This is a genomic window from Colwellia sp. BRX10-1 (assembly GCF_014077545.1).
In the GTDB taxonomy this organism is placed as follows: domain Bacteria; phylum Pseudomonadota; class Gammaproteobacteria; order Enterobacterales; family Alteromonadaceae; genus Colwellia_A.
In genome coordinates this window covers 59,825-80,997 of the sequence record NZ_JACGWC010000002.1, presented here as the reverse complement: position 1 = coordinate 80,997, position 21,173 = coordinate 59,825, and the positions used below count along the sequence as shown (strand labels likewise).

Genomic DNA, 21,173 nt, shown 5'->3' with positions numbered 1-21,173 from the left:
TATTAAAATTTATTGATCACATTTGTTTATCAAGTGGATTGTTTAGCACAATTCAAGATAAAGTAAAAAAGACTAGAAAAATACTAAATTGGTGCGATAAAAATAACCACAGTCATTTATTTGATTCTCCTGAAAAAGCCAGAGAAGCTTATGTCTCATACATCAGGCACTTAAATCACTTAATCAGCTTAAATGAGTCCACTAATAAACCGAATACAGCAAAAGCCTCACAGAATCACTTTAAGTTACTATTTAAAATTCATTTTGGTACGAAAACACTACAAAATATAGTTAGTGAAGTACCAATGATTAAAGGTAAAAAAGAAGAGCTAGATGCACCTGAACAAAAAAATGTTCAAACTATCTTGGATACAGCAATACATCTAGCCAGAGGGTTTAAAGAGTTTGCCTTAAAAAACAAACCATTCCCTTATTTGTTGAAAATGCAGGATTATGAGTGCTACGTTTTCCCCAACAACGGGTATGCGTATGTAACACCTTATTTTAAAAACGAGTTGGCAATCTACAATTACCAAGAAGGTAGGGTTTCTACAGTTAGTGAATATTTGTTAAAACGCAAAAATTCACTGCCGAGGCATGTTGCTGAACGAGCTGTTAGAGACTCACAAAACAAGTTAGATGAAATTAACGCTGATAGCCGAAGTTATAAAAGGTTGTCATATGTGTCACTAGCCTTGCAGTCATATACGCAATTATTCATGATGATAACAGGTGCAAATTCATCAGATATACTGAATTTTGAATATGAAAATGAATTCGGATATGGGCGCGACTTATTTAAAAATGATTTTAAAAATATAAAATTAAGAGCGTCTGGTAGAAGAGTAGCTTATTCTATAGGTGGTCAATATGGTTATAAAATATTCAAAGAATATTTGGAACTAAGAAGTTGGGCTTTAAATGGTGCTGAGTGTAAATATTTATTTTTCATTATGTCTAAAAAAGGTAATTTTACAGAAGATTATAATCAATTAAACTCACAGGACTTGAGCCGATTCTACAGAAAAACAAAAGGAAAGTTTTTTAATAAAAACGTAAACAGCATAGCGTCAACAAAAATTCGTAAATATAAAGACCTTGTATTAAACGAACTAAAGCGAAGCCAACAAGAAGTCGCTGACGCTTTAAATCATACCCAATCAACCGCTGACACTGCTTACAGCGCAACATCACCTGATAGACAGCAAAAAGAGTTATCAAACTATTGGTCTGCGACAAGAAAAGCTAGAGAATTAATTAAAATAAAACAACCCGAAAAAATTGTGACGGATAAATCGATCACTGTTGGTCATTGTGACAGTATTGGGAACCCTGTTGTATCAGAAATAAATGATAATGTTCCTGTACAAGTTAACTGTAAGAGTCAATATGGATGTTTATATTGTGAGCATTACTCTTGTCATGCAGATGAAGAAGATGTTCATAAGTTACTCAGCCTAGCTTATGTGGTTGATGAAGTGAGAAATTACGGCACTGACATTGCCCATGTCGAGTCACTTTTTAAAGACTTAGCAATACGGATTGAATATATTATTAGTGAAATAAAGAGAAAGTCAGGTGTACATATAGAGCTTGTTAATACTGTTGAAAAGAGAGTGTTTGACCTTGGCGAGTTAACACCATTTTGGGAAAAACGATTGCAGCAATATGACAGCATGGGAATTATATAGATATGATTGATAATGTATTTTCAAGCAAGGTGTTTAGTGAATTTGAGCATAAAAATCATTGTTCACCTGATAACTATATTTACCCTCAAAAGGGAACATACTCGCCTGATGATGACTTTATCCTCTGCCGTGAAAGTGATGGTACACCAACGGCTATGTATGGAAAAAATGAATGGGATTTGAATCCGTATAGTCTATCGGCAAGAAAAATAACAGTAATGCACTTTTCTGGCGGTCTTGATAAAGCCTCAGCAAAAGAAAAGGAAAAATTAATTTCAGAAATGAAATACTTAATGTTTTGTCTTATGTATTTTGTTAACTCAGGTCATAAAGGGTTATTGACACCAGCAACTTTAATTAACTATTTTAATATGATTCGCAAAGCAGCTCAGTTTTGTATCCAGATGAAAGAAAATCCACTGGTGGGAATATTATCTTTAAAAGAAGTGTTTTCAAATAGAACATACTTATCAGCAGTTTGTAAAGATAATGATTCAGTGACATTTAATAAAAAAATGCCAGCATTCCTAAATCATTTAACATCCCTTAGTGTAGATAAAGTAGGTTTTACTGCGGTACAATCATCCGAATTAAAATTTGGTGGTGTAGAATCAGAACAACATCCGATTATCCCAATCAGAATTTATCTAGAATACATGGATGAATTTGAGGACAAAATCAATAAGATTTATAACAATGCTGAAAACCTTACAGACTTCCTCTTGGAGTTTAAAGACCCATTGTTTGGGTGCTCTAAAGCTACACAAAAAAGTTATGGTGTTAAAAAGAAATCTTTAAGACCAACTTTTCATGAGGCAATAGAAGCGTATGATTTAGCAAGTCTTTTTAATGATATCTATAAAACCAATAAAAAAAAGAGCTTAACTTCAGTATTAACTAAGATATATTTTTTAGTTAAAAATATCATTCACTTGTACACAGGAATGAGAAGTGAAGAAGTTCTTAGGCTGCCTTACGATTGTTTAATGGATTATGAATTAACGGATAATACGCTTGATGACAACGGTAATGTTGTTGATAAAGCAAGAATGATTAATATGATATCTTCGACTACAAAATTTGAAGGTTATAAAAAACCTGCTTCATGGTTAGCTACAGAAGAAGTAATAAAGGCGGTGGTAGTAGCTAAACGAATAAGTAAGGCTGTTAGCATAATAAAAGGGATTGAATCATCACAAAGGTTATTGTTTGAATCTCCTTCAGCGATAACCCATAAAAAAGATGCATCTTCAGCAGTAGTATTATTTGATCGAGTAGCGGATAGTTTCAATTCTTATTATATTAATAAAGATGATTTTGACATAGTAGTAGCTAGTGACCCTGACAGGAATTTTCAAGACAATCCAAAATTTCAAATTGGTAATTCTTGGCACTTAACAAGTCACCAATTCAGGCGGTCTTTAGCCTATTATGCAAGCGGTAGTGGTCTTGTCTCAATGCCCACCATAAAACGTCAGTTCAAACATACATCACTCGCTATGGCTCGTTATTACAGCCGTAACTTTGAGCAAATAAAAACGATATTTGGATTTTATGATGAAGAAAAAGGCGAGTACGTTTTACCTGATGGTCACATGGCTTATAAATTTCAAATGGCTATGCCAGTTAACATAGCAGACCAAATTCTAGGTGATGTGACTGGTGATGATAATCAATTGTTTGGTAAAACGGGTAGCTTTATTGAGCGTCAAAAAGAAAAGCTAGATAAAGGTGATATTCATATTATGGAAGTCCGTCAAGAAACCATAAAACGTGTAGATCGAGGAGAATTATCTTACAGAAGCACATTACTTGGTGGTTGCACTAAAATCGGCTCTTGTGATACTGCAATGTTGGGTGAATTTACCGAATGTCTAACTTGTGAAGGTTCCATAATCAAAATGAATTTAGTTGAAAAAAAAATTGCCGAATCTGAATCTGAGCTTGCCATATATGAACAAGATTCTTGCGAATACCATCTTGTAAATCAAGACTTGAAAAAGTTAAAAAATTTCATGCACAATAAGTTAAATGTTCAGGAGGTAGAAGATGTCTAAGTTTACAAGAAATGGTTTAGATGACTGTATCGAAGCTTTTGAGCGATTAAAGTTAGGAAACCCAATAAAAACAGAACATATTGGCTTAAAAAGGTCTGACTTCACCGCTGGAAAAGTCAGTTGGGAAGCTGGTAGAGATAGAGGGTACTTAAAAAAAGGCAGACCGAAACATGCTGAACTTAGACGTAAAATTTACGCCTATGCAGAAGGTGTATCTTCAGCAGAAGAAGAATTAAATTTAGTCACAAAAAAATCGGATAAAAAGGTTGATGAAGCGAGAAGAGAGGCTGACCTATCAGAAGAACTTCTTCATCTAGCACTTTCTAGGGAGTTACTGTTGGTATCCAAAATCAAAGAACTTGAGCAAGAGATTAAAATGCTAAAGACACCATTAGGAAGAATATAATTATTTTGATAATTAGTATTATCATAAGTAATGATTTTAACGTCCACTTCCTGAGTCGATAGCAAAAATTTATTAGTTATACTAAGTGATTACACGTTATTTGGTGTCAGTTTTTTTTACAATATTATCTAGTTAAGATATGTGTGTATTTTATTGTATTGAATTTTATAGGTATTTTTTTTTGGCATGATTTCTGCTTTAAAGTTCAATATTACAATTATTACAATTATTACAATTACCTACCGAGCTAAATCGAAAGGGATTAAAAAGGAAATACTATGAAATTTAAATTTTTAAATGTGACTTTGGCTGTATTAATAATATCTATATGCTCTAGTGCCAACGCTGGATTAATCCAACTAGCTGATTTCGATGTTTCGGCTACAACAATAGATTTTAGCGATGCGACCTTAAACTCTTCTACTTACACTAACGGGATTTTTTCAATAACTGGTGGTAATATCACGAATAATACAATTAATACTTCTATATTCGGTTTGAATTATTCAACTCAAACCAACTCTAACCCTGGTGTATTTCGATTGGATTTTTCTAGTTTTATCTCTGCTATAGGGATGAATGTTCATTACAACAGCTCAGATGTATCACTGCGACTTTTTGATATTAATGATGTTTTGTTAGAATCGTCACTTAGTAGCCCTACTCAATATAGTACCATTTCTGGATTCGTAGGTCTTAATACTGGAGCAAACAACATAGCATATGCGCTGATAGACGTACCAGGACGAGTAAATATACATGACCTATATATGGATAATGTTGTTTATCAAAGAGTCACTGATGTTCCAGAGCCATCAACACTTGCTATTTTTGCATTAGGTATGATGGGTTTAGCATCACGTAGATTTAAGAAACAATCTTAATATAGATTTAATTTCCTGATTCTAGAAAAACATCAATTGTCATGATTGGTGTTTTTTTGTTTCTGGTGATTGATAATTATTAAATTTCTTCAGTAATCCATCACTATAGGGTTAAGTATCCTTTACTAATCTTAATGGCTTTTTCAGTGACTCACTCAGCCGAAATAGTATATTTTAAGAGCTGATACGGATGATATGTTTGATAACTATTATTATCATAGTAAACTGTGCTTTATATAGTGATTTAAAGTGTCAATCTTCATTCTGATAACATTCAAAAGAGTCAATCTTTTGGTCAATGATTGACTGTCAATGTGTTATTGTCCAATATGCGCTTAACGCCAATAAAATAAAGACTTAATGTGATTGTCAATCTATCAAAAATATTTGTAACGAATCACTTTTGGCCGAATGATCCCGCTAATGCAAAGGCGACTAACCGCGTTAAAAAATATATGTAATGAAGCATTAGCTTTATTAACGGATGAAAATACTATTTAAAATGACTAATAATGTGAAAAAAGAAACCAAAGAAAAGAGTGCTACCAGAGCCTCTCGGGTAAGTTGGTGCTGGCATACTGCTTTGAAATTGCTCATTACCTTTATATTTTTATTTAGCTTTTATGCGGTTTACCTCGACAGTAAAGTGAAAGATAAATTTGAGGGGCAACGGTGGAACATTCCCGTGCAAGTTTATGGCAAAGTTGACAGTTTCAAAGTTGGCGATAATGCTTCACTTGCTCAACTAAAGCAAAATTTACTTTTGTCTGGTTATCAGAGAAAGCAACAGGCGCTCAACCCGGGAGAATTTGCTTTATCAAAGACGACGCTGATTGTTTATCGTCGCGCTTTTGATTTTGGCAACGGTAATACGCACGTAGAGCGCTTCACTATTAATATTGCCGGTAACAAAATACTTTCTTTGTTTAATGAGCAAGGAGCTATTGAAAGTTTTTCATTTGAACCTTACTCACTGGGGCGATTAGTTCCTGAAAACAAAGAAGATAGGGTGATAGTCTCACTACAAAGAGTACCAGAGCAACTTATTGATACCTTACTATTAGTTGAAGACCGTGATTTCTATTTTCATGCGGGTGTTTCCCCATTAGGAATTTTTCGAGCTTTAGTGGCTAATATTCAAGCAGGGAGAACGGTTCAGGGAGGGAGTACCTTAACACAGCAACTGGTTAAAAATATGTTTTTAACCCGTGATAAAACACTCTGGCGTAAAGTTAACGAAGCGGTTATGTCGATTATTCTGGAGCTTAGATATAGCAAAGATCAGCTACTTGAAGCCTATATAAATGAAGTCTATTTAGGACAACACTATGCTAATGGTATTTATGGTTTTGGCTTAGCGGCTAAATTTTATTTTGGTCAGCCGATCCAATCTTTAACGATTGAACAAATGGCCATGCTTGTTGGGCAGGTCAAGGGGCCTAGTTATTATGATCCTTGGCGTCACCCTAAAAATGCTAAAAAGCGACGAGATCTTGTTTTACGGTTGATGTATCAAAATGAACTGATCTCACAAAAAAACTATCAAGCGGCAGTCGTATCACCGTTATCTATTCGTAAAACTCGCCGTTTAGCCAATAAAAAGTTTCCTGCTTATTTACAATTGGTCAAAAAAGAACTTTCTGAAAAGCTTTCAGCGTTCCAACAACAAGCGGGTGTTCGAGTTTTTACAGGCTTTTCAATAACAGCACAAATGAATGCCGAACAAACGATAGCTAAGCATATCCCTGAGTTAACAATACTAAACAAAGGCGAGTCCTTACAACTTGCCATGGTGGTTACCGATATCAAGTCAGGTGAAGTAAAAGCCTTAGTTGGCGATAAAAAAGCGGGTTATGCCGGATTTAACCGAGCATTAGATGCTAAACGTCCCATCGGTTCATTAGTAAAACCCGCAATATACTTGGCCGCTCTAGAGCGTTATCAACAATATAACTTTGCAACCTTATTGAACGACGAACCTATTGTACTTATCAGCGATGGGGGCAAAGAATGGCGTCCAAATAATTATAATGGAAAATTTGAAGGCAAGGTAAGCCTACATGATGCTTTAGTTAGGTCGTTAAACGTGCCAACAGTGAATTTAGGTATGCAACTCGGCTTAGAAAATATTGCCAATATCTTTCACTTGCTAGGTTATCCCGAAGATATCGTCACTCGCCCTAGTATGTTATTGGGCTCTTTAAGTTTATCACCATATGAAATTAATCAGCTTTATTTATCTATAGCCAATCAAGGATTTAAGAGTAATAGTCATGCGATTGACCGTATTATCTCGGCACAGGGCGAAACTTTATGGCAATTTGAAGCGCCAGACGAGCAGTTGTTCTCAACTCAAGCTATGTATTTACTTGACCATGCTTTATCACAAGTAACCGAAGTGGGAACGGCTAAGTCGCTTACTTGGCGTTTAGATGGGGCAGCAGTAGCAGGGAAAACGGGTACCACCAATGATCAAAGAGACAGTTGGTTTATTGGTTATGATAACCAAAACTTAGTGACGACTTGGCTAGGTCGTGACGACAACAAACCGACCAACCTAACAGGCAGTAGCGGCGCTTTAGTGCTATTTGCACAGTTTATGAATAAAAACGGTGTGGTTAACAAAAGTCGTTTAATGCCTGAAAATATTGCATTAACTAATTTTGAATCTTCCAGTGGTATCGCCGTCAGTATCGAGTGTGCTGAAATGATTAGTTATCCGGCAATAACGACAGGTCTTTTAATAGAGCCGCATTGTTTAGGAAAAAAGCTGACAGAAAAGAAGAAAAAGTTATCTTGGTTCGAACAACTTTTTACTGATTAGCATGACAGGTTTACTAATGTATCTTGTTTTTTTATCATGCCTTTTCTTGCATGTTTATTATACAGATACTATTGTATAAAAAATTAGCTGGCTCATAGGATTGCTTGTTAATCATAAGGGATTGATATCACGTATAAAATTAATACGCTGGATCTGATATGAAGCATCGTTTAAGTTTTGGCTTTTATAATATATTTGCAAATAATATTATTGAAGTAACCGCTGATGAAGGCGTCGAAATGACACTTGAAATGGTTGAGGAATGCCATGAATTTGTGCATGAGAACGTAGAAGGGGATTTTGCCCTGTTAATCAACCGCATTAATAACTACACCTATACTTATGAGGCGAAACTTTCAGTCGCATCTTATGAAGGTTTGAAAGCGCTTGCCTTTGTTTGCTATTCTGAAAAAAGTGTCTTAGTGACTAAGAAACTGCAGGCAAGTCGTTCATTTGATCAATGGAAATATCCGGTATTTTCAGGTTTAGAATTAGGTTGGCAACAAGCTTATCATTGGCTTGAAAATGAATTACTGGCCGTTAAAGTAAATTAGCGTCACCGTTAATAAAAAGGGATAGCCATCGGCTATCCCTTTTTATTTTAAGGATGGTCTTGTTAAAAAATTAACATCCTTGTGCGTCAACGAGCGTGGTTTAGTCGCTAAACCACGCTAATTTTTACATTATAGTTGAGCAAAGCACTTATCAGCAGCGGCTAACGTTAATTCAATCTCTTTATCGGTATGAGCCATAGATAAAAAGCCAGCTTCATAAGCTGAAGGTGCCAAGTAGATGCCGTTTTCTAGCATTAAGTGGAAGAAACGTCTGAACTTATCTGTATCGCAAGCGGTTGCTTGTTCAAAAGTAGTGACAGGCTCTGGTGAATCAGTAAAGAAAAAACCAAACATTGCACCAGCATAGTTAATGCTTAATGACACGCCATTGCGCTCGGCTGCTGCTTTTAAACCCATAGCAAGCTTTTCAGTTGATGCACTCAATTGCTCGTGTTTATCACCGATGCTTAATTCATTTAATGCCGCTAAACCGGCAGCCATAGCGATAGGGTTACCCGATAAGGTACCTGCGTGGTAAACAGGGCCAATAGGTGCAATATAATCCATAATCTCTTTTTTACCGCCAAACGCACCGACAGGCATACCACCACCAATAACTTTACCTAACGTCGTTAAATCAGGAACAATATTGTAATGTGCTTGAGCCCCACCTAATGCAATACGAAAGCCGGTCATTACTTCATCAAAAATCAATACACTTTTATGTTCATCACAAACGTCACGTAGACCTTCAAGGAAACCTTCTACCGGAAGAACACAGTTCATGTTTCCAGCAACAGGTTCGACAATAATACAGGCGATTTCATCTTTATATTTAGCAAAGATTTGTCTAACTTCGTCAATATTATTAAAACTAACGGTTAATGTGTGCTTGGCAACATCAGCAGGAATACCAGGTGAATTTGGCACCCCCATGGTTAGTGCACCTGAGCCTGCTTTTACTAATAGCGAATCAGCATGACCATGGTAGCAACCTTCAAACTTTAAGATTTTATCACGTCCAGTGTAGCCACGAGCTAACCGAATTGCGCTCATGGTAGCTTCTGTACCTGAGCTGGTCATTCGAATGCGTTCCATTGACGGTACTAGTTCACGTACCTTCTCTGCCATAGTGATTTCTAGCTCGGTAGGTGCGCCAAAACTTAAGCCATTTTGAGCAGTTTCAATAACTGCTGCTAAAATAGCCGGGTGGTTATGGCCTAAAATCATTGGTCCCCAAGAACCGACATAATCAATATAAGCTTTATCATCGGCGTCATAAATATATGCACCTTCAGCGCGTTTAATAAAACAAGGCGTACCGCCAACACCATTAAATGCACGAACAGGCGAGTTTACGCCACCGGGAATAATTTGTTTTGCGCTGTTAAAAAGTTGTTCTGAATGGTTCATAAATTGCCTACTTTGTTAATTATAATACGACTAACATTAAATAAACTGTTGTCGCTTATATACTTAAGAATTATTTATTTGTTGGTGTACCAAGTCACTGGTTTTTCAAATTGGCTGAGCTTATTTTCAACACCCAGTGTTAAGGCAAATAATGCCATACGTACCAGTACACCATTTTGGGCTTGTCTAAAAATAGCTAGGTTGTCTAAATCATTTAAATCACTATCAAGCTCGTTTGCTTCAGGGCGAGAATCGCGTGGTAAGGGATGCATTATTACAGTATGTTGCTGGCAAAACTGCTGATAAACTTCTCTATTTAAGCTGAAATGACCACGGTACAAATTAGCTTCGTCTTTACTGGCAAAGCGCTCTTGCTGAATGCGCGTTTGATAGATGATATCGCACGATAAATTATGGTCAATTTTATCGGTAACCACAACTTGATGTCCGGCGTTGGTTAAAGATGAGATTATACTGTCGGGCATGTTAAGTGCGTCAGGAGATATCATCGTTACTTTCATGTTTTTATATAAGCTGAGTAATTTTGATAATGAATGTACGGTTCTCCCGTGTTTGAGATCACCCATTAAGACAATATTTAAACCGTCTAAAGTTTTGTTATGTGGCGCCATTTCAGATTGCATGGTAAACAAATCAAGTAAGGCTTGTGTTGGGTGTTCATTAGCTCCATCTCCGCCGTTAATAACCGGTACACTACTGCCTTTTGAAAACTCTTCAACTGAATACATCGTGGGATGTCGCATCGCAATAATATCAGAGTAGCCGCTAATAACACGTGCCGTGTCAAAGAGAGATTCACCTTTACTCAACGATGAATTTTCTTGTCCAACGGTCTCACGAACAGCACCACCGAGAAGGTTAAAAGCCGCACCAAAACTGACCCGAGTACGGGTACTGGGCTCGAAGAAAAGATTGTTGAGAATTGCGCCATCCAACACATGACAACGCTTCTTACGCATAGCATAAGGGGCCATTAGTGATGAAACTTCTAAAATACGAGAGATAGCATCGCGATTAAGCTGCGAGACAGAAAGGATATGACTTCCTTCAAACTTCATCATAAAAAGTTACCTAAAATTATAAGACTGCGACTATTTTTGATGCAGGAATATAGCACAATTCAGAAATGTTGAGAATAGATTATCGCTGTTATTCAATTTCTGTGTGTCTAAATCAAAGCGTTCAAATTAATTAATGAAAGCTTCTTATGGGCTATAAACCAGAATATGAGCAAAGATAAGCCATTAAAAAGGTTTTAAATACACCAAATATAATATGGCGAGCAATATAAGGACGGGAAATTCATTAAAAATTCGATAAAATTTTCCTGAACGTACATTTTTATCTTCTTTAAAATCTTTAACTAACTTAAAACAATAACCATGGTAAGCGAGCAGTAAAATCACTAAAGTTATTTTTAAGTGCAACCATTTTGAAGCAATAAACCAAGCGTACCCGTAATAATAAATCAAGGCTATGCCTAAAGACACGGTTAACACAGCGAAAGGTGTTACAAAATATAACAAACGTTTTTCCATACCCTTTAAATGCTCGGCGACTTCAATACTAGAGGTTTCAGCATGATTAACAAACAGGCGTGGTAAATAAAAAACACCAGCAAACCAAGCGACCATAAAAAAAACATGGCAAGCTTTTAACCATAAAAGAGTTGTCATACTGTTGTTTTTCCTTCTAATAAATAACTTCTGATCTGTTCAAAAGTAATAATACCTAAGATCTCATTAGGATCATTATCATAAATATAAACACCACCATCTCGCTGTTCAATCAGGGCTAAATAGGCTTCAGCTAAAGTTGATTGGCTTTGCAAAGGTAGTAGCTGTAATTGTACTATTTCAACGCGCTTAGTGCCTGGCTCGTGTTTTATTTTTAACCATGAAAATGTTGAGTAAGGACTAAGACTTTCTGTTTCAGGTGCTACTTCAATAATAACATGATTTAACAATTCAACATTCTTCAATGCCCTGAAAACTTCCAAAGAACATTCTTGTTGATAAACGCTAATATTTTCCTGTAAAACACCTAATACACCGATACGTTGTAATGATTTCTCGATGGGAGATTTTCGATATTTGAGACCCTGCTGCTCAAGTTGCATAACAAATACCGATCGGTTGTTGAAAAACTGCCCTGAAAAGACACAGGCAGTGGTGATAACTATCATTGCTGGCACAACAACCTCTAACTGATTTGACAACTCGACTACCGTTAATAATGCGGCAAGGGGAGCGTTTAGTGTTGCTGCTAAGAACCCCGCCATACCCATTAAGGCATAATCACCAGCAAAATTTTCTCCGGGTAGATAACCCGTAGCTAATACTGAAACACAGGTGCCTACAATAGCACCAATACCAATAATAGGACCGATAATACCACCAGGAATACCTAGGCCTAAAGCGGTAATGGTCATCAAAATTTTAGCGAATAAAACCCCAAGTAATAATTGTAAAGGGATATTATTTTCTAAGGCAAACGTTATTACACTTAAGTCTGTGCCCATAGCAAAGGGTACAAAGAAGCCAAGTATGCCAGTAATTAATGCTGCTAACATAATGCGTGGCACAATATGAATCGAGCTCGAATATTTTATAATAAGGACTAAGTATCGGTTAAAGCCATAGGCTAATAACCCAAGTATTAACCCTAATATAATCAAAACAGGGTAATGATGAAAACTTAGGGATATTTTACTAAAATATCCAAATTCATGGGCAGGCCCCAAAAGGCTTCGGGTGATCATTGACCCCGTAATAGAAGCTATCATTACAGGAATAAAAATATGCACTTTGTATTCGCGTAAAATAACTTCCATAACAAATATAACAGCGGCAATGGGGGTATTAAAACAAGCGGAAATACCTGCGGCAATACCACATGCACAAAGTGTGCGTATGGTATTAAAAGGTAGATTTAACTTGTTACCTAAATAACTGCTACAAGCGGCTCCTAAATGTATAGCAGGTCCTTCTTTTCCAACTGAGAAGCCTGAGGCTAATGCAATCACACTGCCGAAAAATTGATTTAACGTATTGCGAAATGGAATAATGCCATTAGCTACTTTTAGGCGATGTAATACAAAAGGAATGCCGGTACGTAAATACTGGTAGCCGGTTAGCCAAGCAAAAAATAAAATGACTAATCCGCCTACGATAGGCAAATGGAAACGACTTAAAGCATCTAAGCTGGTATAATTATCTTTTTGGACTAAATAAAAGCTTTGAACTGTCTCAATGCTGTAGGAGAATAGCACAACTAAAAGTGCTGATGCAGTGCCACCTAAAGCGGCTAACAAACAAAGTTGCCAGGAAGTTCTCGGTAAGGCTAAACGTTTTCTAAGTAAAGAGAGCGATATCATAATAATGAAAGGGTGCACCTTTTATTGTTTGAGCCTAAAAATATTTATTAACTCGTTGGATATCATAATACTTTTCAAATGAATTGGTTAGCAAAAATAAATCTAAATACGGTTGTTGTGCGTTTAGGCGCATTCCGTTCCGCCCTTTTACTTCTTCTCGTGATTGTTATCTGTCTTTACAGTGGCTATCGTGTTGGGAATTTTTATCATGGTTATCAAGTTAAAACGTTAGCACAACAGCAAACGCGATTGAGTAAACTCTATGAAAAAAATGTTCAGCAAAATAGTCAGATTAATACCCTTGAAGTAGAGCTAGAAGTTGAACGTATGGCTAATCAGCACTCCCAAGAGCTTTTAAAAAGCATGGAGTCTGAGCATTATGAAGTAAAAAAAGAATTAGCTTTTTATGAAAAAGTGATGGCACCAGAAAAAACCGCTGATGGATTGGCGATTGATCGAATGATGATCCACCCAACAGCCAGTCCACATCATTTTCGTTTTCAAATTGTTTTAATGCAACAGCAAGTACGTAAACGTTTTGCTAAAGGCTATGTCGATTTTACTTTATTGGGAAGTTTAGATAATAAGCCAAGCGAATTAAAGTTAAGTAATATATCGGTATCTACAAAGAAAGATTTATCCTTTAGTTTTCAATATTTTCAAATTGTTGAAGGTGAGTTCACTCTTCCTGAAAACTTTTTACCCGAAAAATTAGCGTTAGCTGCTATTTTGCCAAAAAATAGATGGCAAAAATATCAGCGAATAGATCAGAGCTATATCTGGAATGATTTATTAAAAAACACTCAATAATGACAAGTGTTTTTTAATTATTCACGCTATTCCTCAGTAAGCTTTTCCATAAGTGCTATAGCAGCAGCTCTGTTAGGAAGTGTACTTTCATTTTCTAACGCAGCCTTTAGATATTTCTTTGCTTCACCCTTGCGATCTAATTGATATAAAGTAACAGCTAAGTGATACTTTATTTCAGCATTGTTGAAATCTTTAACAATAACTTGTCTAAATATAGGTAGTGCCAAATCTGCTTGTTTATTTAGGGTATAAGACCAAGCAAGTGTATCCATTATTGCGACATTATCAGGTAATATCTTGTCTGCTTTTTTTGCATACGTTAATGCCTGAGGGAACTGCTCCAGTTTAATGAATACTTGTGCGGCATTATTCAACAAAATTGGCAGTTCAGAAAACACCTCAATTAAATCTTGGTATTTTTTAGCAGCACTCTGCAGTTGATTTGTTGCGACTAGTGTATCCGCGATTGCTATTTGAGAGGTAATGTCTCTTGGATTTTCTTTAACCCAAAGGGTCAATAAATCAAGCGCCTTTGAAAATTGTTCTTGTTGTTTGTATACACGATATAAACCATAAACGGCGGGTCGGTTTTGACTTTTTTTCAAGGAAGCTAGAAATGTTTTTTCTGCTTCGGCTAGTTTTCCTAATTGTAAGTATAAGTTACCCTCAAGGTTGTTTAAAAATATAATATTAGTACTTTTTTTGGCTATACGCTTTAAAATATCGAGCGCTAACGTTTCGTTTTTTTGTTGCAGATAAATATCAAACAACTTTAAATGGGAGTCAAGATTTTCAGCATTCCATGAAATAGATCGTTTTAAGCTGAGTGTAGCGCCTTCAAAATCTGATCGTGACAATTGTGCATCAGCAAAAATATTATAAACATTTGATTTATCATTACTATTTTTAACCGCCAATTCGAAAGTACTAAACGCTTTTTGGTATTCTTTATCTGCCATGTATAAATTAGCCAGTGCTAGATAAATACTTCCTGCTTTGTTGTTTTTGTTTAAAAACTCACTGGTTAAGGTTATCGCTTCTTTCAATTGGCCAAGCATGACTTGTATTTCAATAATATTTATTAATGCATTGGGGTTAGTATTATCAACACTGTAGGCTTTTTTGTAGGCTGATAACGCTTCATTATTATTGTTGGTTAGGCGATGTATATTACCTAGCTCAATCAGTAAAAATGAATTGGGTTCTGTTAGTTCAACGATTTTCTTATTTATTTTTGCTATCGCTTTTTCTGGCTGTTGTTCTATAACATCGATTCTTGATAAATGGACAAGTGTCCTAAGGTTGTTAGGGTTTAACTTTAGTGATTGTTCTAGTGATTCTTTTGCTAGTAGGTGCTGTTCTAATTGACCTAATAAAATACCTTTTTTTAAGTGCAAAACGCTATCATCACTTTGTAAAATTAACGCAAGGTCTAATTGCTCTAGTGCCTGTTCAAACTGATTGTTTTGTTGGAAGGCCTCTGCGAGCAGCACAATAAAACTTATATTAGCATCTATTGATTTTGCTAATTGAAGGTGAGTAATAGCTTGTGGGAACTTTCCTGTTAAAATTTCTAACTTTGCTAACTCAAATAAAGGTTGGGGATTTTCTTTATCACTGTCAATAACATCTTTGAGGTAATCTTCAGCAAGTTGTAGTTCTCCTAATACGGTATAGGTCTGACCAAGAAGCGACCATGTTTCAACGTCGTCAGGGGCTACTAGCTTAGATTTTACTAATAATGTTTTTGCACGAAAGGGATTATTTAATGCGAGTTCAATTTGAGCGGCTAACTTTAACGCTCTTATATCGTCACTAATAATAGCGATATATTTTTGCAAAAAATCTTGAGCCTTTAAATTTTCTTGTTGCTGAAAACTAATCACACCCGCTAAATAAAGATACACGGGATTCTGTTTCATTATATCTTCGGGTAATCCCATTAATACGGTATTGATATGAGCGGTTGTTTTATTAACTTCTTCAGTATTACCTAAGGCACTGTTTGCAATTATCTTTAAATAATTTGCTTTCGGCTCATTGGGGATTTCTGTGATGATTATACCAAGGTCGTTTAAAGCAAGTTGAAAATCACCCAGTTCAATATATAAACTGGCTCGCGTAAGTAACGCAGGAAAATCTTTATTGTTTAGCTCAATAACTTGTGAAATTATTTTTAACGATTCAATCCGATTGCCAGCTTGCTGTTCTATATTAGCAAGCATTGTCAAAGCGATACTGTTTGTTGGCGATGAAGAGAGTGCTTTATCAATATAGGCTCTTGCTTGGAGCATATTTCCATTAAGCAGCTCTACTTGTGCTATGCCTAATTGGGCTTTGATACTACTAGGCATATACTCTAAAGCTTCTTGGAATAAAACTTTTGCTTGCGCTAAGTTATTCATCGCTATAAAAGCACGTCCTTGCAATACGGCAACTTTACTCAGTTGTTGTTTTTGAGTTATAGAAGCCATTGGCGCATTAATTACTTTTTTATATTTTTGCTGTAAAAGATAAGCTTCAAGCATTAACGGCAGTATTTTACTTTCATCGGCATTCTTTTCTTGGGCGTTTTCTAGTTGATTTTCTGCCGAAGCGCCATCACCCATAGCAATATATACTTCGGCGAGTAACACCATAGAAGGTAAATGTTCAGGATCATTTTTTAAGGCATTCTTTAAATGAATAATTGCCGCGTTGAGTTCAGAAAGGTAAAAGCTTGCTAGGGCATCTTCATAAGGTTTATCTGCGTTTTGATCGGGCAAAGCCAGAGCATGCGAACTCAGCAATAAAATTGTGCCGGAGAGTAAGGCTAAAGTCGTTTTTACCAAAGAGGCCATTTAATTATTTCTCTTATGAAAATCAATTGCTAAGGATACTAGGAGTCATTATGAATATCTAGCAGATCTTTAATTGTTTAAGTTGTACATTTAATAGTTGTCGATATTTTTTACACTTTTAGGTAAAATAACCGATATATCAAATAATATAATCCTATGCACTTAAAAATAAAGGGCTTTTTAATCTTGGCTTGAATATTGAATTGGGTGGGGTCAATAAGTAAATAAAATTTATACATAGTCTTGTGTTTTTATTACACATGTTATTTATGCCAGTATTTAGAAGTAGGTTTAAAATATGAAATGTTTAAAATGGATTGCAATCGCTGCACTTTCAGTATCAAGTATTAACGGGTTTGCTACAACACTTACCGCCGAAAACATAATGAATCAGTACACTGATAAAGGTTATTCTGATATTCAAGATAATTATATAGGTAAAGGTCATAGTAATGACATCAATGGTAAATCTTATCTATATGACGTTGACCAAATGTTTGTTTCTCGTGTCGGTACCACACTATCTGTTGATATCTTTACTGCATTTTACAACGATATAAATAGAGACGGCATCAGGCTTGGTGATTTGTTTATGGCTGCTGATAATAGTTTTAACAGTACTGGAGAATCGCCTTGGGATCCCCAAGGAAATACCTCAGATGACAGCTTTACTAGCGCTGCAGCTAATTCAAATACCGGCACAAATTGGAACTACGTTTACGATTTAAGTGGTGCACGTAATTCTAATTCAGGAACTGGGCAATTAAAGTCGAATTTTGGTGCTAATCAAGTTGTTTCTTCAACGACTCTTCATGGTAACAGTGCCCGTGCTGATCAAGCGGTTATGCTTGCTGATAATAATCATACTGATAAGATTCATGATTCATCTTCATGGTATGCAGATACTTCTTATAGCTATGCTAAGACCGTTGGTGGAACATGGAATGGCTACGGTAAGGTGAGTTTTACCTTTGACGTTACTGGAACTGCATTAGCGACAGCTAATCAAATTGCCTTTCGCTGGGCAATGACCTGTGCTAACGATATTATTGAAGGTGTAGTTTCTTTTGCTCCACCTACAGATACTATTGCAGTGCCGGAGCCACAAACATTTGTATTAATGTTACTTGCTATGTTTGGTCTTATTTACCGTAGAAAAATAACTCACTAATTTACTATTAGCTACTGACCCGTTAGTGGTTTAATTAATGCGCTATATTTAATTATATAGCGCATTTTTTGTATATATTTCAGATTAAATTCTTCTTCTTGCTGATAAATTTTACTATCTCAGACAATACTTGACTAAATTAGTCAAGTTTAAGATAATACACGCGAGACACTCCCGTAACATCTTTGTAAGTAGAGCAATATGTCAACTCCCGAATTACCAATAAAATTTTCCGATGCCGCCGCAAATAAAGTATTATCTTTGATCACAGAAGAAGAGAATCCGGAATTGAAATTACGTGTTTATGTAACAGGTGGTGGTTGCTCAGGGTTTTCATATGGATTTACTTTTGATGAAAAAGTAAATGACGGTGACATGACTATTGTGAAAAAAGGCGTCACTATGGTTATTGATCCTATGAGTTTACAATATTTAGTTGACGGCGAAGTTGACTATATTGAAGGTTTAGAAGGTAGTAGATTTTTAGTACATAACCCAAACGCTTCATCAACCTGTGGTTGTGGATCTTCTTTCTCAATCTAATTCTCTTTAGTTACATTGCGATTAACAAAAAGCCAGCGAAATATCACTGGCTTTTTTGTGCTTTTTTTTCAGCTACGGCCATTCTTTTATTTAAAAAGTTTTTTAAATTAGGCATGCTATTACACCTGATACTGCCGCCAAGCAAGGTTGACATCGCTTTTAGCGCACTATTAAATTTACTGCTATTACAATCTACCTCTTTAATTTTTGCTTTCGCTGGGGCTAACTGATCATACGTTGTGATGGATTGGCCAACGGTACTCTTCTTGGTTAGGTATTTAGTTAAGCTGTCGTTTGCAGCGTTTTCACGGGCTTGGTTATCTAAACGTTGCTTAAGCTTCTCCAGTGACGTTTGACTCATTTTTTTACTTGATGTTTTACTCTCCAACACGTTTTTATCAATTGGCTGTTTAGATAACTTTGCAGGCTGTATCTTCCTATTATTGGTTTTTTCTAACCATTCATTACTTCTTTTTTTTTCATCTGTTGGCATGGTTTCTTTAATGGCTAGCGGTTCCTTGCTGGAAGTAAGAATCGCTTTTTTCCTTAACCGTAAAGGAACATATAGGCGAGCTTGAATAATAGGGTTAACCGAATCGTTATTTTTTACTGCGCTAAGTGGAACTGTTGATAACCCTTGTGTAAAAATGATCAGTACAGCTATATGCAAGATAATCGAGAAGGTCAGTCCTTTGCTTAATTTATTCAAATGTAATCCTCCTTGTTTACTTTATATTTAGCGCTGTAGTATTGAGCTATAAATCTTTTAAAAGTTCAGTATTCGCTTAATTAGGGCTCAATGGTTTTAATAAAGATAGTTTGCCACTTTTTTAAGGCGAACCTATTTGCATGTCGGCGCAAGATTCTTGATACTGAATTAATTCTACAATCAATAATATCTATAAAAGGGAATATAATGCTTAAAGTGCCTTTTCAATCTGTAATAAAAACGCTTGTTTTCAGTAGTACTTTGTTAGCTTTATCAAGTTCAGCGGCAACACTGACTGAATCAGAAACTAAGCAACTGACACAATTAAAAAATACCGCTCTGCAATCTAATTTGTCCTATCAAGTCTTAGAATCTTTAACCACGGAAGTGGGGCATCGATTAATGGGTTCAGAAGGTGATAGAAAAGCTGTCATTTGGGCGCAAGCTAAAATGAACGCTTTAGGCTTTGATAAAGTGTGGACAGAAGAAGTCACGGGTACTTTTTGGCAACGTGGTGAAGCACAAGCGAAAATAATCTCGCCTTATCCTCATAAGGTCGTCGCCATTGCTCTTGGTGGCAGTATTGCTACCAGTGAAGAAGGGTTGATTGGAGATGTTGCACATTTTGAAACCTTAGCTGACTTAATCGCGGCACCAGATAACAGTTTAGATGGAAAAATTGCATTTGTTTCTTATCAAATGGAAGAGCATATCGACGGTAACGGCTATGGTCCAGCCGTAGGTACGCGTGTGGGTGGGGCAGTTGTAGCGGCTAAAAAAGGGGCATCAGCATTAATTATGCGTTCTGTAGGTACAGACAATAACCGTATAGCTCATACCGGCATTATGCGTTATGAGGCTGGCGTGAAAAAAATTCCTGCAGCTGCGCTTTCAAATCCTGACGCAGACTTACTTGTTAATCAATTAAAGCGTAATAAACCGGTTAGCTTTTATCTAAAATTAACCAGCCATACTGATGCTAAAATAACAGCTGTTTCTGCCAATGTCATTGGTGAAATAACCGGTAGCGAATTTCCTGATGAAATTGTCTCAATTGGAGCCCACCTTGACAGCTGGGATGTCGGTACGGGTGCATTAGATGATGGTATGGGTGTTGCTATGATGCTTGCCTCTGCTCACCATATTGCTCAATTACCTATACGTCCAAAGCGCACTATACGCGTCATTCTTTTTGCAGCTGAAGAAGTGGGTTTATTAGGTGCAAAAAAATATATGGAGGTCCATGAAAAAAATATGGATAATCATATCATTGGCGCTGAATGGGACTTTGGTGTTGGTCAAATTTATAAAATGACTTCGGGTGTTGGTAAAGAGTCATTAACGGCAATTAACGACCTTGCTAAGCATCTTGCGCCATTAGGCGTTGAATTATCAAACGATAATAATGCACAAGCACAATCAGATATGAGTGTGATGAGCGCTGCGGGTATGCCAAGCATGAATTTTGCACCTGATGGTACCAAGTACTTTGATTATCACCACACAGAGAACGATACCTTGGACAAGGTGAACCCTGAAGACTTAAAGCAAGCAACAGCGGTTTACACCCTATTTGCTTATTTTTCAGCCCAGTCAGGAATTAACTTTAGAAAATAATATGAGGAGTCGTGAAAAGTTAAGGCTGATTTTTCGCGACTCATTATTCATCACTTCGTAAATATAATCCCTTATTCTTTTTATTTAGCTCACCGACACCTGCTCTTCTATTCGTACAAGTATAAGAAACATTTATTGTTTTCTTGATTTTATTAGAACTATAAACTTAACTTTTAATAAATATACTTACTCATAGTCAACAGAAGAAGTTCTTTAAAGTGCTCCACGAGAGTAAATGAATAGTACCTTCACTGTAC

Annotated in this window: 16 protein-coding genes; 10 read left to right on the top strand and 6 right to left on the bottom strand. The window is 36.1% G+C overall.

Annotated elements, in window-relative coordinates; translation table 11 throughout:
* The first annotated feature begins 38 nt into the window (after positions 1 to 38).
* The 6 genes from H4J75_RS02835 (at position 39) to H4J75_RS02810 (ending at position 8,416) form a co-directional block, all read left to right on the top strand.
* A complete protein-coding gene (locus H4J75_RS02835; protein WP_182221288.1) occupies positions 39 to 1,691 on the top strand; it encodes a hypothetical protein in 1,653 nt (550 codons plus the stop codon).
* Positions 1,692 to 1,693: 2 nt separating this feature from the next.
* Positions 1,694 to 3,748, top strand: a complete 2,055-nt coding sequence (locus tag H4J75_RS02830; RefSeq protein ID WP_182221287.1) for an integrase — start codon at positions 1,694 to 1,696, stop codon at positions 3,746 to 3,748.
* Positions 3,741 to 4,154, top strand: a complete 414-nt coding sequence (locus H4J75_RS02825) for a hypothetical protein (RefSeq protein WP_182221286.1) — start codon at positions 3,741 to 3,743, stop codon at positions 4,152 to 4,154. Before H4J75_RS02830 ends, H4J75_RS02825 begins: the two co-directional genes overlap by 8 nt.
* A gap of 278 nt (positions 4,155 to 4,432) precedes the next feature.
* Entirely contained in the window at positions 4,433 to 5,038 is a 606-nt protein-coding gene (locus H4J75_RS20070; RefSeq protein WP_259366372.1) for a PEP-CTERM sorting domain-containing protein, read from the top strand.
* A gap of 514 nt (positions 5,039 to 5,552) precedes the next feature.
* A complete protein-coding gene (gene mrcB / locus H4J75_RS02815; RefSeq protein WP_310733766.1) occupies positions 5,553 to 7,862 on the top strand; it encodes a penicillin-binding protein 1B in 2,310 nt (769 codons plus the stop codon).
* A gap of 158 nt (positions 7,863 to 8,020) precedes the next feature.
* On the top strand, positions 8,021 to 8,416 hold the full coding sequence (locus tag H4J75_RS02810; protein ID WP_182215586.1) for a hypothetical protein: 396 nt from the start codon (positions 8,021 to 8,023) through the stop codon (positions 8,414 to 8,416).
* Positions 8,417 to 8,545: 129 nt separating this feature from the next.
* On the opposite strand, the gene hemL is transcribed toward H4J75_RS02810, so the two are convergent.
* From hemL to H4J75_RS02790, 4 genes are all read right to left on the bottom strand, one after another.
* On the bottom strand, positions 8,546 to 9,829 hold the full coding sequence (gene hemL, locus H4J75_RS02805; RefSeq protein ID WP_182215584.1) for a glutamate-1-semialdehyde 2,1-aminomutase: 1,284 nt from the start codon (positions 9,827 to 9,829) through the stop codon (positions 8,546 to 8,548).
* Between the two features lie 74 nt (positions 9,830 to 9,903).
* Complete coding sequence (locus H4J75_RS02800) at positions 9,904 to 10,911, bottom strand: aspartate carbamoyltransferase (RefSeq protein ID WP_197517584.1); 1,008 nt, start codon at positions 10,909 to 10,911, stop codon at positions 9,904 to 9,906.
* Between the two features lie 183 nt (positions 10,912 to 11,094).
* Positions 11,095 to 11,526, bottom strand: coding sequence for a CopD family protein (locus tag H4J75_RS02795; protein ID WP_182215583.1), 432 nt, complete (start codon positions 11,524 to 11,526; stop codon positions 11,095 to 11,097).
* Positions 11,523 to 13,163, bottom strand: a complete 1,641-nt coding sequence (locus H4J75_RS02790; protein ID WP_259366373.1) for a chloride channel protein — start codon at positions 13,161 to 13,163, stop codon at positions 11,523 to 11,525. The genes H4J75_RS02795 and H4J75_RS02790 overlap by 4 nt, the downstream gene beginning before the upstream one ends.
* 141 nt (positions 13,164 to 13,304) lie before the next feature.
* On the opposite strand from H4J75_RS02790, the gene H4J75_RS02785 reads away from it, so the two are divergent.
* Positions 13,305 to 14,036 carry a DUF6776 family protein gene (locus H4J75_RS02785; protein WP_182221285.1) on the top strand — a complete coding sequence of 244 codons (732 nt, stop codon included), beginning with the start codon at positions 13,305 to 13,307 and terminating at the stop codon, positions 14,034 to 14,036.
* A 26-nt stretch (positions 14,037 to 14,062) separates the two neighbouring features.
* On the opposite strand, the gene prsT is transcribed toward H4J75_RS02785, so the two are convergent.
* On the bottom strand, positions 14,063 to 16,876 hold the full coding sequence (gene prsT, locus H4J75_RS02780; RefSeq protein WP_182221284.1) for an XrtA/PEP-CTERM system TPR-repeat protein PrsT: 2,814 nt from the start codon (positions 16,874 to 16,876) through the stop codon (positions 14,063 to 14,065).
* A gap of 298 nt (positions 16,877 to 17,174) precedes the next feature.
* On the opposite strand from prsT, the gene H4J75_RS02775 reads away from it, so the two are divergent.
* The gene (locus tag H4J75_RS02775; RefSeq protein ID WP_182221283.1) at positions 17,175 to 18,047 is read left to right on the top strand and encodes a PEP-CTERM sorting domain-containing protein; all 873 of its coding nucleotides are present in this window, start codon (positions 17,175 to 17,177) and stop codon (positions 18,045 to 18,047) included.
* Between the two features lie 201 nt (positions 18,048 to 18,248).
* A complete protein-coding gene (erpA, locus tag H4J75_RS02770; protein ID WP_070375537.1) occupies positions 18,249 to 18,590 on the top strand; it encodes an iron-sulfur cluster insertion protein ErpA in 342 nt (113 codons plus the stop codon).
* A 43-nt stretch (positions 18,591 to 18,633) separates the two neighbouring features.
* On the opposite strand, the gene H4J75_RS02765 is transcribed toward erpA, so the two are convergent.
* On the bottom strand, positions 18,634 to 19,299 hold the full coding sequence (locus tag H4J75_RS02765; protein ID WP_182221282.1) for a hypothetical protein: 666 nt from the start codon (positions 19,297 to 19,299) through the stop codon (positions 18,634 to 18,636).
* Positions 19,300 to 19,506: 207 nt separating this feature from the next.
* On the opposite strand from H4J75_RS02765, the gene H4J75_RS02760 reads away from it, so the two are divergent.
* The gene (locus H4J75_RS02760; RefSeq protein ID WP_220465214.1) at positions 19,507 to 20,916 is read left to right on the top strand and encodes a M20/M25/M40 family metallo-hydrolase; all 1,410 of its coding nucleotides are present in this window, start codon (positions 19,507 to 19,509) and stop codon (positions 20,914 to 20,916) included.
* Positions 20,917 to 21,173: the final 257 nt, after the last annotated feature.